Source organism: Streptomyces sp. NPDC059740 (genome assembly GCF_042733155.1).
GTDB lineage: Bacteria > Actinomycetota > Actinomycetes > Streptomycetales > Streptomycetaceae > Streptomyces.
This window is the reverse complement of sequence record NZ_JBHWGP010000056.1, coordinates 15,542-28,188: the sequence shown is the minus strand read 5'-3', so window position 1 is coordinate 28,188 and position 12,647 is coordinate 15,542. Positions and strand designations below refer to the sequence as shown.

9 protein-coding genes are annotated in these 12,647 nt (G+C 73.4%); 3 read left to right on the top strand and 6 right to left on the bottom strand.

Annotation, left to right across the window (positions count from 1 at the left end; translation table 11 throughout):
• Positions 1 to 48 precede the first annotated feature (48 nt).
• Entirely contained in the window at positions 49 to 1,389 is a 1,341-nt protein-coding gene (locus ACFV3R_RS32425) for an outer membrane lipoprotein carrier protein LolA (protein WP_385590605.1), read from the bottom strand.
• A gap of 643 nt (positions 1,390 to 2,032) precedes the next feature.
• On the opposite strand from ACFV3R_RS32425, the gene ACFV3R_RS32420 reads away from it, so the two are divergent.
• Entirely contained in the window at positions 2,033 to 3,046 is a 1,014-nt protein-coding gene (locus tag ACFV3R_RS32420) for a polyprenyl synthetase family protein (RefSeq protein ID WP_385590603.1), read from the top strand.
• A gap of 115 nt (positions 3,047 to 3,161) precedes the next feature.
• Here ACFV3R_RS32420 and ACFV3R_RS32415 read toward each other — a convergent pair whose 3' ends face one another.
• Positions 3,162 to 3,569, bottom strand: coding sequence for a PPOX class F420-dependent oxidoreductase (locus tag ACFV3R_RS32415; RefSeq protein WP_385590601.1), 408 nt, complete (start codon positions 3,567 to 3,569; stop codon positions 3,162 to 3,164).
• Positions 3,570 to 3,763: 194 nt separating this feature from the next.
• Between ACFV3R_RS32415 and fahA the strand changes: the two genes are divergently transcribed.
• Positions 3,764 to 4,960 (top strand): fumarylacetoacetase, encoded by a 1,197-nt coding sequence (fahA, locus tag ACFV3R_RS32410; protein ID WP_385590599.1) that lies wholly within the window; start codon positions 3,764 to 3,766, stop codon positions 4,958 to 4,960.
• 167 nt (positions 4,961 to 5,127) lie between these two features.
• Here the strand turns inward: fahA and ACFV3R_RS32405 are convergent, their stop codons facing one another.
• Positions 5,128 to 6,840, bottom strand: coding sequence for an MFS transporter (locus ACFV3R_RS32405; protein WP_385590597.1), 1,713 nt, complete (start codon positions 6,838 to 6,840; stop codon positions 5,128 to 5,130).
• Positions 6,841 to 7,224: 384 nt separating this feature from the next.
• Positions 7,225 to 8,325 (bottom strand): FAD-dependent oxidoreductase, encoded by a 1,101-nt coding sequence (locus ACFV3R_RS32400; RefSeq protein WP_385590595.1) that lies wholly within the window; start codon positions 8,323 to 8,325, stop codon positions 7,225 to 7,227.
• A 333-nt stretch (positions 8,326 to 8,658) separates the two neighbouring features.
• Between ACFV3R_RS32400 and ACFV3R_RS32395 the strand changes: the two genes are divergently transcribed.
• Positions 8,659 to 9,168 carry a hypothetical protein gene (locus ACFV3R_RS32395; protein WP_385590593.1) on the top strand — a complete coding sequence of 170 codons (510 nt, stop codon included), beginning with the start codon at positions 8,659 to 8,661 and terminating at the stop codon, positions 9,166 to 9,168.
• A 132-nt stretch (positions 9,169 to 9,300) separates the two neighbouring features.
• On the opposite strand, the gene nuoN is transcribed toward ACFV3R_RS32395, so the two are convergent.
• Complete coding sequence (nuoN, locus tag ACFV3R_RS32390; RefSeq protein ID WP_385590613.1) at positions 9,301 to 10,968, bottom strand: NADH-quinone oxidoreductase subunit NuoN; 1,668 nt, start codon at positions 10,966 to 10,968, stop codon at positions 9,301 to 9,303.
• Positions 10,969 to 10,973: 5 nt separating this feature from the next.
• On the bottom strand, positions 10,974 to 12,647 hold the full coding sequence (locus tag ACFV3R_RS32385) for an NADH-quinone oxidoreductase subunit M (RefSeq protein WP_385590591.1): 1,674 nt from the start codon (positions 12,645 to 12,647) through the stop codon (positions 10,974 to 10,976).

Sequence of the window (12,647 nt, the reverse complement as noted above, 5' to 3'; positions counted from 1 at the left end):
GTCCCGGCGGTGGCGCCACCGCCGGGACCGCGGACGGCTGCCGCGGGGTCAGCCGGTGTGCGCCTGGGCCGCCTTCTCCAGCGCCTTGCGGTCGACAGCGCCCAGGTAGAGGGTGCCGTCCTCGGTGACGAGGGCGTTGACGAGGCGGGTGGTGAAGAGACGGCCGGTGCCGAAGGAGCCGTGCACCGTCTCCCCCACGCTGTCCAGCAGCGCCGCGGCACCGCCCGACCGGCCATCGGTGGTGGCGGAGCCGGCCTGCGAGCCGCCGGCGCCCGACAGGACGGTGCCGGTCTCGATCTCCGCCACGGTGGTCCAGCCCCGGCCGACCGTACGCATCCCGGGGAGTCGCCGCGGCCCGCCCGTCGCCGGGTCGGTCCGGTGCTGCCCGCCCTGGGTGCCCTCGGCCCCGTGCTCGGCGCCCTGAACCGTCTTCGCGCCCTTCGGCACCGCGAACAGAGCCGCCTTCGGCCGCCTGAAGTCGACCGAGGTGAACGCCACGTCGACCGCGGCGGCGCCGCCGCTCCTCGGCGTCAGCGTGAACCGGAGCGGGACACCGCGCTCGGCGTCCACCGCGATGCGCACCGAGCCCACCGTCGAGGAACCGCTCCTGGGCCGGGCGACGAGCTGGTAGGCGTCCCGCCCCGCGACCTCGGCGGTCCCGTCGACCGAGAAGGAGGTGTCGGTGGCCGCCTGCGACAGGAAGCTCTGGGCCAGGGCCTGCGGGGTGGCGTCCCCGACGTCCTCGGGCAGACCGGCCCTGCCCTGCCCGCCGGTCCGGCCGCCGGCCGTGGCACCGTCCCGCTCCGGCGCCCGGTCACGGTGGACGGTGTCGGTCGCGCTGTCGTAGCTCCAGACCCGGTTCCCGTCGTGGACGATGCTGTACTCGGCCGCCCGGTCCACGATCGCCACCCGCTGGCGGTCCGGTCCGTCCACGGCGACGCGCAGGACATGGGTCCCGGAGGCCAGCGCGGTCAGCCTGCTCTGCGAATCGGCGCCGGAGGAGTCGCGGCCGGCGTCCGGGCCGCCCAGGGCGAGGCCCGCGCCGCCCGAGGGGAGCTGCGGCAGGCCGAGGTCGGTGGAGACCCGGACGGTGCCGCTGAGCTGCTGGACGTCGGAGCCGATGACCTTGGCCACCAGGTCCCGGGGCGAGATCTTCGGCAGGTCGGGCGAGCCGGCGAACGCCGGGACCAGGCCCGCCGTGGCCGCGGCGACCCCGAGGACCGCCCCGGGCACGCCCCACCGGGCCGCCCTGCGGCGGCGCGCGGCCCGCGCCTGGGCCCGCCGGTGTTCCTCGTCGAAGCCGGGGCCCACGCCGGCGCCGGGGCCGAGCGGGCCGCCGGTTCCGTCCCGGCCTTCGTACCCGGCCCACTGCGATTGGTTCCGTGGCACTTCCTACCTCCGTCTCCAGCGGCGGTCCTCCGCGCGTCGCGTCCGTCCCGCCGTCCCGGGCGTCCGACTCGGCGCACCGGGCGGGGGAGGCCCACGCCTCGGGCTCATTGTGAACCCGACCCGCCACGGCGTGGTGTACTCATCACACCAAAGCGTTCGGGCGTGGCGCGTCCTCCCGCAGGGCCGTTCCGCCTACTGCCGTGGGAGGGGTGGGGGGTGTCCGCGGTGGTCCCGGCGCGCACCAGGGGACCGTCCGGCCTCCTCCTTACGGCGCAGCGGTCCCTGAGGGGGTGGCCGCGGGGACGGGCCGGGGGTGCTTCTTCACGGGGCAGGCCGGCCCGCCACCCGGCCGGTCGAGGGGGGCTCGTACGCCCGCTTCCTGTCCGGGTGCGGCGGTGTGCGACGGTGCAGGGGCGGGCACCGGCGGATTCGTCCTGCCGGGGGACACCGCGCCGGCCTGCGGGGGTGCGGCGGGGCCCGTCGGTCCTCCCGTCCGGTGGCGTGTCCGCGGCGGGTCGCGGTGTCGGGCCTCCGGGTGGCAGGCGCCCATGGTGATCGAAGGCAGACCGGATACGCTGGCCGGTGGTGGAGCAAGCGACAGATCGACAATCAGTTTGATCGTCAGCAGACAGGAGTACCCCTCGTGACCGTCGTCGGGCCCTTCGGGCTGAACGTGCGGGACAAGGCTCTCGAGGCCGATGTCCAGGCCGGGTTGGCGGCTGTTGAGGAGGGCCTGCTGGACGCCACCAAAAGCGACGTCCCGTTCATCACCGACGCGGCCCAGCACCTGGTGCGGGCCGGTGGCAAACGGTTCCGGCCGTTGCTGGGCCTGCTCGCCGCCCAGTTCGGGGACCCCTACGCGCCCGGCGTGGTGCCCTCGGCCGTCGTGGTCGAACTGACCCACCTGGCGACGCTGTACCACGACGACGTCATGGACGAGGCCGCCGTCCGCCGCGGGGTGCCGAGCGCCAACGCCCGCTGGGACAACTCCGTGGCGGTGCTGACCGGCGACTTCCTCTTCGCACGGGCCTCCCACATCCTCGCCGACCTCGGCCCGGAGGCCGTCCGCATCCAGGCGGAGGCCTTCGAGCGGCTGGTGACCGGGCAGATCCTGGAGACGGCGGGGCCGCGCGACGGCCGCGACCCCATCGGCCACTACCTCGACGTCATCTCGGGCAAGACCGGCTCCCTCATCGCCGTGGCCTGCCGGTTCGGCGCGATGATGGCGGGCGCCGAGGAGTCCGTGGTCAGCATCCTCACGCAGTACGGGGAGCGGCTGGGCACCGCCTTCCAGCTCGCGGACGACGTCCTGGACATCGCCAGTGACTCCCACGAGTCGGGCAAGACGCCGGGGACCGACCTGCGCGAGGGCATCCCGACGCTGCCGGTCCTGCACCTGCGGGCGCGGGTGGCCGACGGCGGTGGGAGCGCCGAGGACCACGAGCTGTGCGCGCTGCTGGACTCCGACCTCACCGACGACGTCCGGCACGCCGAGGCCCTGGCGCGGCTGCGGGCGCATCCCGCGCTGGCGCAGGCCCGCCGGGACACCGTCCGCTACGCCGAGGAGGCGCGCGCCGGGCTGGTCCCGCTGCCGGCCGGCCCGTCGAAGGCGGCGCTGGAGGGGCTGTGCGACGCGGTGGTGCACCGGGCGGGCTGAGCGCCCCGCTCGGTTCCGGGTGCCGGCCGCTCCCCGTGGCCGGGCCCCGGTTGGCGGTGTCCCCGAGTCCGTCGCCCGATGCCGGTTCCCCGAGTCCGGGTCCCGCGACCGGGTCTCAGAGGCGGCCGGTGACCTTGGACGGCCGCACCCGTACGACCACCCGTGGCCCGTCGTTGACCGCGTCGGGGTTGAAGTCGGCGTAGTCCTGACCGGTGTAGCGGCGGGAGATGGTGTCGACCAGTTCGCGGGCGCCGTCGGTGGTCAGGGTGGCCTCGCCCCGGATCTCGGCGTAGACGTAGGGGTTGTCCGCCGGGTTGATCATCACGGTGACGCGCGGGTCGCGGGCGAGGTTCTTGCCCTGGACGCGGTCGGTGGTGGTGGAGAAGAGCAGGTCCTCACCGTCCCGCAGGATCCACACCACGGTGAGGTGGGGGCGGCCGTCGGGCAGCAGGGTGGCCACGGTCGCGAAGGGCCGTTCCTCGTCGAGATACTTCTTCAGGCCGTCGGAGAGTCCGGTCGCCATGGGAGTCCTTCCCGGGTCCTGGCACGAGTGTGAGGGCGCCCACACGGACGCACGTGTGACCTCAACGCCCCTGGGACCCGGGGGAATTCCCCGTACCGTCCGCGACGTCCGGCTGTCACCTGGAGGAGTGAGGCGGCACCGGTCGCCCGGACTCCGACCGCCGCACGTGCCGCCGACGTCACCGAGGAGTCACCATGCCCAGGCCCAGCCCCCTCGACCTGCCCGCGCACCACCCCTTCGGGCCGCACAACCTGCCCTTCGGCCTCTTCACCACCGCCGAGGACCCCGGCCACCGCCGCCTCGGCGTCCGCCACGGCGACCACGTGCTGGACCTGGCCGCCCTGGCGACGACCTCCGCCTCACCCCACGCCGAGCTGCTGACGGCCCCGAGCCTGAACCCGCTGATGGCGGCCGGCCGCGGCGTCTGGCGGGCGGTCAGGGAGGCGCTGCTCACCGCCGTCACCGAGCCGGTGCACCGGCCGACGGTGGAGGGACTGCTGCACCCGCTGGACGAGGTCACCCTCCACCTCCCGTTCGAGGTGGCCGACTACGTCGACTTCTTCGCCAGCGAGCACCACGCGAGCAACGCGGGCCGCATCTTCCGGCCGGGCGCGGAGCCGCTCACCCCCAACTGGAAGCACCTGCCCATCGCCTACCACGGCCGGGCGGGCACCGTCGTGGTCTCCGGCACCGACGTCGTCCGCCCGCAGGGCCAGCGGCGCCCGCCCGAGGAGGCGGCGCCCACCTTCGGGCCCAGTGCGCGGCTCGACTTCGAGGCCGAGGTGGGCTTCGTCGTCGGGACCGGGTCGCGGCCCGGATCGCCGGTGCCGATGGCCGACTTCGCCGACCACGTCTTCGGCGTCTGCCTGGTCAACGACTGGTCGGCGCGCGACATCCAGGCCTGGGAGTACGTCCCGCTGGGCCCGTTCCTCGGCAAGTCCTTCGCGACCTCGGTGTCGGCGTGGGTGACCCCGCTGGACGCGCTGGAGCCGGCCCGCACCGCGCCGCCCGGGCGGGACGTCCCGCTGCTGCCCTACCTGGACGACTCGGGCAGCGAACCGGCCGGTTACGACCTGCGGCTCCAGGTGGAGCTGAACGGGGAGACGCTCTCCCAGCCGCCGTTCGCCACCACCTACTGGACGGCCGCGCAGCAGCTGGCGCACCTGACGGTGAACGGCGCCCACCTGCGCACCGGTGACCTGTACGCCTCCGGCACGGTGTCCGGGCCGCGCCCCGACCAGCTCGGCTGCCTGCTGGAGCTGACCGGGGGGCAGGGCCCGTGGCTGCAGGACGGGGACGAGGTGACGATCTCCGCGTGGGCGCCGGGAGCGGACGGCAGCCACGTCGGCCTGGGCGAGGTGTCCGGCCGCGTGCTGCCCGCGGCGGGCTGACGGCCGCCCGGCCGGCCCCGGCGGGCTGACGGCTGCGCGCCCCGCCACCGGTCGCGCCGGCCGGTGGCCGCACGTCCCCGCCGCCACTCCCCCGGGCGGGTCCGGCGGGGGCGTGGACGGCGGGGCGTGCGTCGGGGCGGGGTGTGCGGGGCGCGCGGGGTGGGCGGTCAGTGGCCCGCCGGCTCGTCCTCGCGGGCGCGGCGGGGCAGCAGGAAGGCGACCAGGAAGGTCACCGCCAGCATCCCGTCGACGATCCACAGCAGGTTCTTCATGACGGTGCCGAACCCGCCCTGGAAGGCCGAGGCGGCGGTACCGCCGAGCGCGGCGGAGACCTCGGCGACATCCTGCGGGCTGGTGACGGCCGCCCTGGTCTCGGCCGTCAGCCGGTCGCAGGAGGCGGGTGCCGTCTCGGGGTCCTTGGCGACGGCGCGGTCGGCGACGCAGGTGCGGAGCCCCGCCACCAGGCGGTCCTGGCGGTCGGCGGGGACGTGGGCGGCGGTGAGGCGGCCCCGCAGCGCCTGGCCGTGGTCCTCGACGGCCGACCCGACACTGCCGCCCAGGAGTCCGAAGAAGACCGTGCCGAGCAGGGCGACCCCGAACGCGCCGCCGAGCTGCTGCATCGCCGTCATCGTCCCGGAGGCGGAGCCCGTCTCGTGGGGCTCGACGCCGGCCAGCACGATGTCGAAGAACGGAGCCATCAGCAGGCCCATCCCGATACCGGTGACCAGCAGGGCCGGCACGAGCTGCCAGGGCCCGACCCCGGCCCCCGCCACGTCCAGCGTGAGCCACACCCCGAACACGCCGGCGGCCATCACCACGGCCCCGGCCTGCAGGACGTGGCGGCCGAACCGCGTCACGGCCTGCGCCAGCCCGAAGCCGACGACCATTCCGCCGGACCAGGGCACCATGACCAGTCCGGCCTTCAGCGTCGAGTAGCCGAGCCCCATCTGGGTGTAGAGGTTGAAGACCAGCATGAAGCCCTGCATGGTCGAGAAGAAGACCAGGCCGAGGACCATGCCGCCGCTGAAGCCGCGCTTGCGGAAGAGGCTCGGCACCACCAGCGGGTCACGGCCGGCGCGGCTGCGACGCGACTCGTAGCGGCCGAAGAGGACGAAGACGGCCACGGCGGCGGCCATCATGGCGAAGGTCCACGCCGGCCAGTCGTACTCGCGCCCCTGGACCAGCGGGAAGATGATCAGCAGCGCGCCGAGCGAGACCATGAGCATGCCGGGGATGTCCAGGCGCGGCTTGTCGGCGGTACGTCCCGCGGGCAGGAAGCGCAGCGCGCCGAACACGGCGGCCGCGCCCAGCGGCAGGTTGATCAGGAAGATCATGCGCCAGCCGGTGCCGAAGTAGTCGGCCTCGACCAGCCAGCCGGCCAGGATCGGGCCGCAGACCGCGGACAGTCCCATGACGGGACCGAACATGCCGAACGCCTTCTGCGACTCCTTCGGCGGGAACATCTGCTTGATGAGGCCGAGCCCCTGCGGCAGCATCACCGCGCCGAACAGCCCCTGGACCACGCGGGAGATGATGAGCATGGCGGGCGAGACGGCGACGGCACACAGCAGCGAACCCGCGGTGAGTCCGAGCGCACCGATGAGGAACATCCGGCGTCTGCCGTGGATGTCGCCCAGCCGGCCGCCGGTGACCAGGCCGACGGCCATGGCGAGGGTGTAGGCCGCGGCCAGCCACTGGAGGGTGGAGGCTCCACCGCCGAGGTCGGCCCGCATGGACGGCCCGGCGATGGTGGTGACCACCGCGTCCAGGAGGTCCATCACCTCGGCGGCGAGGATCACGAAGAGCGCGGCCCAGCGCCACCGGTAGGGCGCGGGCTCCTCGGCAGGCGCCTGGGCGGGCGCGACGTTGACGGTGGTCACCGAAAGACTCCTCGGAAGTGGTGCGGCCGGCCGGCCCGACGGGACGACGGCGGCCCGGCTGCACGGGAAGGGGGACGGAGCGGAGAGGACGTTCCGTCGCGGTGCGCACTGCGCCCCGTCCGGATGACACGGCGGACGGGGCGGGCAGGGAGCCCGGGACGCGTCAGCTGCTGGGCGTGCTCCGCCCAGGAGCAACCCCACCTGACAGGCGGAACGTCTCGCGAACACGATATAGCGCATTCACCGATCCACACAAGATATATCGCGTTCAGTGCGGTGGACATGGCGTCCGGACGGGGGGCAGGAAGGGCACGGGTGGTCAGCGGCAGCGGACGTGACGCGGGGGAGCCCCCGGGCCGCGTCCGCCGCCGGTGACCACGCCGCTCAGGACGTGGCGGCGTTCCCGTCGAGGAGGAACTCCTGCAACTGGTCACTGTCATGGGGGCTGACCTCGGCACTCCGCGGGAACATGGCCTGCTCGTACGCGGTGAGCGCGGCCTCGGTGTCGTCGGGGTGTGCGGCGAGGGCCGTGCCGAGTTCCGCGCCGTCCAGCATCGCCAGGTTGGCGCCTTCGCCGTTCGGGGCCGAGAGGTGGGCGGCGTCACCGATCAGGGTCACCCCCGGCACGCGGTCCCAGCGGTGGCCTGTCGGCAGGGCGTAGAGGGGACGCAGGGCCGGGGGGAGGTCGCTCTCGGTGATCAGCGCGGTGAGTTCCGGTGCCCAGCCGTCGAACTCCTTCGCCACCCGTGCCGTGGACTCGGCGGCGTCGGTGAAGTCGATGGCGGCGAACCATTCCCGGGGCTCGGAGATCCCCACGTACGCGTGGAGGGTGTCGCCCGTTTCCCGGTGGGCGAAGATCTCCCTGTCCGGCCTGGGCACGATCATCGACCCGCCGCCGACCGCTTTCGCTGCGGCCCGGTGCCGGGTGTCGGCCTCGAACAGGTAGGTCTCGACGACCGACCTGCCGACGTACTCGGGTGTGGCAGCGGAGAGCAGCGGCCGGACCCGCGACCAGGCGCCGTCCGCACCGACCAGCAGGCTCGTGACGAGAGTGCTGCCGTCGGCGAACACCACCTCGTGACGCCCCTCGCCCAGGGTGCGGGCGCTGCTGACCTTGCGTCCCCACCGGACGGTGCCGGCCGGGAGGGAGTCGAGCAGGACTCGGCGCAGCTCACCGCGCTGCACCTCGGGGCGGCCCCCCGTGCCGTCGTCGGCCTTGTCGTACAGGACGGTCCCGTCCGGGTCCAGGACCCGCATCGCCTGCCGGCCCTGCAGAACGACGGCCCGGAACTCCGCCATCAGACCGGCCGCTTCGAGGGCGAGCTGTCCGTTGTAGTCGTGGATGTCGAGCATCCCGCCCTGCGAACGCGCCGTCGGGGAGGGCTCCGCCTCGTGGACCGTGACGGCGATCCCGTGGACGTGCAGGACCCGGGCGAGGGTGAGCCCGCCCAGTCCTGCACCGATGATCGTGACGGGAGTGTGCATGGTGGCTCCTTCGGGATCGGGGCCGGCCGGCGAGGACCGGCGGGCCGTCCCCGGAAAGGTGCCGGTCCCGGCCGACACGCCTCCGACACCCCACCCGTTGTCCCCGACAGACGCCCGACAGCGCGGCAACGGACGGCGCTCTCGGACGAGTTGGGGAACCGTCCTGACGCCCCCGCACGAGGCCGGGCACGACTCCTCCGCCCCTGCACGAGCCGGGCACGACCCCGGCTCCGGGACGGGCGGGCGGCGCTGGACCGTCCGCTTCGGCGGCGGCACCCGGCGGAGCGGCTGCTAGCGTCTGGGCACGTCCTGCACCCAACGGAGGGAACGTCCATGCGCAACGCAGCGTTGATCGTCGGGGCGGTCGGACTCGCCTCGACCCTGCTCGTCGGCTGCGGATCGGGCAACGAGAGCCGTCAAGACGACAGCTCGCCCACCTCCGCCGGCACCGGCACCTCCACCAGCCCCCGGCCGTCCGGGTCGGCGGTGGACGGCAAGGCGCTGGCCGGCACCTGGCGGACGCAGTCCGGCGAGGACCAGGTCACGCTCGCCTTCGTCAGCGGCACCGCGGTACTCAACGTCGGGAAGAAGACCGCCTGCGTCGGCGGCGCCAAGAGCATGGGCGGCATGACGATGCTCGCGATGACCTGCACCGACGGGGACAAGACCCGCAACATGGGCACCGTGCGGCGCAGCGGTGAACGGCTGACGGTGGACTGGGAGAACGGCCCCACCGACGTCCTGACCCGCACCAGCGACAAGGCCGACATCCCGAACCTGCCCAGCGGCCTGCCCACCCTGCCGGGGGACGCTCCGACCAGCCTGCCCAGCGGCATCGGCTAGGCGGCGACAGGGCCGGGGCGGACCCACGCGTGAGGGGCGCCGCGAACCGCTGCTGCGCGGTCGCGACGCCCCTCACCCGGCGTCCACTGCGGACCGGGCCGCCGCCGCGGGAGGCGACGGTGGCCCACCGGCTCACCTCACGAAGCTCCCGGCCTGACCGGCCAGGTCCAGGAAGTACTGCGGGGCCACCCCCAGCACCACCGTGACGAGCACGCCAACGCCGATGGCCGTCATCGTCAGCGGCGAGGGGACGGCCACCGTCGGGCCGTCGGGCTTCGGCTCGCTGAAGAACATCAGCACGATCACCCGGATGTAGAAGAACGCGGCCACGGCCGAGGAGATCACACCGATCACGACCAGCGTGCCCGCCCCGCTCTCCGCCGCCGCCTTGAACACCGCGAACTTGCCCGCGAAGCCGGAGGTCAGCGGGATGCCGGCGAAAGCCAGCAGGAAGACCGCGAACACGGCCGCCACCAGGGGTGAACGCCGTCCCAGGCCGGCCCACTTGGAGAGGTGGGTCGCCTCACCGCCGGCGTCCCGCACCAGCGTGACCACCGCGAACGCGCCGAGCGTCACGAAGGAGTAGGCGCCCAGGTAGAACAGCGTGGAGGAGACGCCGTCCCGGTTGACGGCGATGACGCCGGCCAGGATGAACCCGGCGTGGGCGATGGAGGAGTAGGCCAGCAGCCGCTTGACGTCGGTCTGCGTGACCGCGATGACCGCGCCGGCCAGCATGGTGACGATGGCGACGCCCCACATCACCGGACGCCAGTCCCAGCGCATCCCCGGCAGCACCACGTACAGCAGCCGCAGCAGCGCGCCGAACGCGGCGACCTTGGTGGCCGCCGCCATGAACCCGGTGACGGGGGTCGGTGCGCCCTGGTAGACGTCCGGCGTCCACATGTGGAACGGCACGGCACCCACCTTGAACAGCAGCCCCATCAGCACCAGCGCCCCGCCGATCAGCAGCAGCGCGTCGTTGCCCATGGTGCCGGCCAGCGCCGGGTCGATCTGCTTGGCTCCGTCGGAGACGACGCGGGCGATGTCGGCGTAGGTGACGCTGCCCGCGTAGCCGTAGAGCAGGGCGACGCCGAAGAGGAGGAACGCCGAGGAGAACGCGCCCAGCAGGAAGTACTTGACCGCCGACTCCTGGGAGAGGAGCCGCTGGCGGCGGGCGAGGGCGCAGAGGATGTAGAGCGGGAGGGAGAAGACCTCCAGCGCCACGAAGAGGGTCAGCAGGTCGTTGGCGGCGGGGAAGACCAGCATGCCGCCGACCGCGAACAGGGCGAGCGGGAAGACCTCGGTGGTGGTGAACCCGGCTTTCACCGCGGCTTGTTCGGCCTCACCGCCGGGGACGGCGGCGGCTTGGGCGGCGAAGGAGTCCACGCGCCTGCCGTGCGCCGCGGGATCGAGGCGGCGCTCGGCGAAGACGAACACCGAGACCAGCGCGACGAGCAGGATCGTGCCCTGGAGGAAGAGGGCCGGGCCGTCGACGGCGATCGCCCCCATGGCCGCGATGTGCGCCTTGGTGGTGCCGTAACCGGCGACCGCCAGGCCGACCACGGCCGCGAAGGCACCGGCCAGCCCGATCACCGCCAGCAGCACCTGGGCGCCGTAGCGGCTGCGGCGCGGCAGGAACGCCTCGACCAGGACGCCGAGGACCGCGGCGCCCAGCACCACCAGGGTCGGGGAGAGCTGGGCGTACTCGATGGTGGGCGTGGGGATGCGGTCGGCGGCCGAGGCCCCCGCCTCCCCCGCCGCCGTTGTCCACAGGCTGTGGACATCTACCAGGGTCGTCATCGCGTTCACTTCGCTCCCTCACCGTCTGCGGCGGCTGCGGCGTGGTCTTCGTGGCCCGACCGCGCCGCGGTGCCGTCCCGCGGTTCCGCCTTCACGGGGGTGTCGGGCCTGGGGTCCTTGCGGTCGACCACCGAGAGGGTGTGGTTGACCGCCGGGTTGACGAGCGTCGCCAGGGGCTGCGGATACACGCCGAGGAAGATCAGCAGCGCGATCAGTGGAGCCACCACGACCAGCTCGCGGGCCTTGAGGTCCTTCATCCCCTGCACCTCGGCCCTGACCGGTCCGGTCATCGTCCGCTGGTAGAGGACCAGGACGTACAGCGCGGCCAGCACGATGCCCAGAGTCGCCACGGCACCGATGACCGGGAACCGGCTGAAGGTGCCGACCAGGACGAGGAACTCGCTGACGAACGGGGCGAGTCCGGGCAGCGACAGGGTCGCGAGGCCGCCCACCAGGAAGGTGCCGGCCAGGACCGGCGCGACCTTCTGCACCCCGCCGAAGTCGGCGATGAGCCGCGAGCCGCGCCGGGAGATGAGGAACCCGGCGAGCAGCATCAGCACGGCGGTGGAGATGCCGTGGTTGACCATGTACAGGGTCGCGCCGCTCTGTCCCTGGCTGGTGAGGGCGAAGACCCCCAGGATGATGAAGCCGAAGTGGGAGATGGAGGCGTAGGCGATCAGACGCTTGACGTCCCGCTGCCCGACGGCGACCAGCGCCCCGTACACGATGCTGATCAGCGCGAGGACGAGGATCACCGGCGTCGCCCAGCGGCTGGCCGCGGGGAAGAGCTGGAGGCAGAAGCGGAGCATCGCGAAGGTGCCGACCTTGTCGACCACCGCCGTGATGAGGACCGCGACCGGGGAGGTGGCCTCACCCATGGCGTTCGGCAGCCAGGTGTGCAGCGGCCACAGCGGCGCCTTCACCGCGAAGGCGAAGAAGAAGCCGAGGAAGAGCCAGCGTTCGGTGCTGGTGGCGATCGTCAGCTTCCCGCTCGCCCGTGCCTGGACGATCTCGGTGAGCGAGAAGGTGCCGTGGCCGAGCTGGCCGGCCGTGACCGCGTACAGGCCGATGACCGCGGCCAGCATGACGAGGCCGCCGACGAGGTTGTACAGCAGGAACTTGACGGCGGCGTAGGAGCGCTGGGTGGCCGCGGCCTCCTCGTCGCCCACGCCGGCCCGGTCCCCGAAGCCACCGATGAGGAAGTACATCGGGATGAGCATGGCCTCGAAGAACAGGTAGAACAGGAAGACGTCGGTGGCCTCGAAGGAGATGACCACCATCGCCTCGACGGCCAGGATGAGGGCGAAGAAGCCCTGGGTCGGCCGCCACCGCCGGTTGGGGCGGTCCCCTTCCAACGGGTCGGCGTCGTGCCAGCCGGCGAGGAGGACGAAGGGCACCAGCAGCGCGGTCAGTGCGATCAGGGCGACCGCGATGCCGTCGACGCCGAGTTCGTAGCGGACGCCGAAGTCGGCGATCCAGGCGTGGGACTCGGTGAGCTGGAAGGGGCCCTTCGCGCCCGGGTCGAAGGAGAACGCGACGACGAGTGCCAGGACGAAGGTGGCCAGCGAGAACAGCAGCGCCGACCACTTGGCGGCGGTGCGCCGGGCGGCGGGTACGGCCGCGGTGGCCACCGCGCCGACGGCGGGCAGGGCCGCCGTGGCGGTCAGGAGGAAGGACAT

Excerpts from the sequence above, each read along its gene's own strand:
- nuoN (WP_385590613.1), bottom strand. The coding sequence starts at position 10,968 with ATGACGACCCTGGTAGATGTCCACAGCCTGTGGACAACGGCGGCGGGG.
- ACFV3R_RS32385 (WP_385590591.1), bottom strand. The coding sequence starts at position 12,647 with ATGTCCTTCCTCCTGACCGCCACGGCGGCCCTGCCCGCCGTCGGCGCG.
- ACFV3R_RS32395 (WP_385590593.1), top strand. The coding sequence starts at position 8,659 with ATGCGCAACGCAGCGTTGATCGTCGGGGCGGTCGGACTCGCCTCGACC.
- fahA (WP_385590599.1), top strand. The coding sequence starts at position 3,764 with ATGCCCAGGCCCAGCCCCCTCGACCTGCCCGCGCACCACCCCTTCGGG.
- ACFV3R_RS32415 (WP_385590601.1), bottom strand. The coding sequence starts at position 3,569 with ATGGCGACCGGACTCTCCGACGGCCTGAAGAAGTATCTCGACGAGGAA.
- ACFV3R_RS32400 (WP_385590595.1), bottom strand. The coding sequence starts at position 8,325 with ATGCACACTCCCGTCACGATCATCGGTGCAGGACTGGGCGGGCTCACC.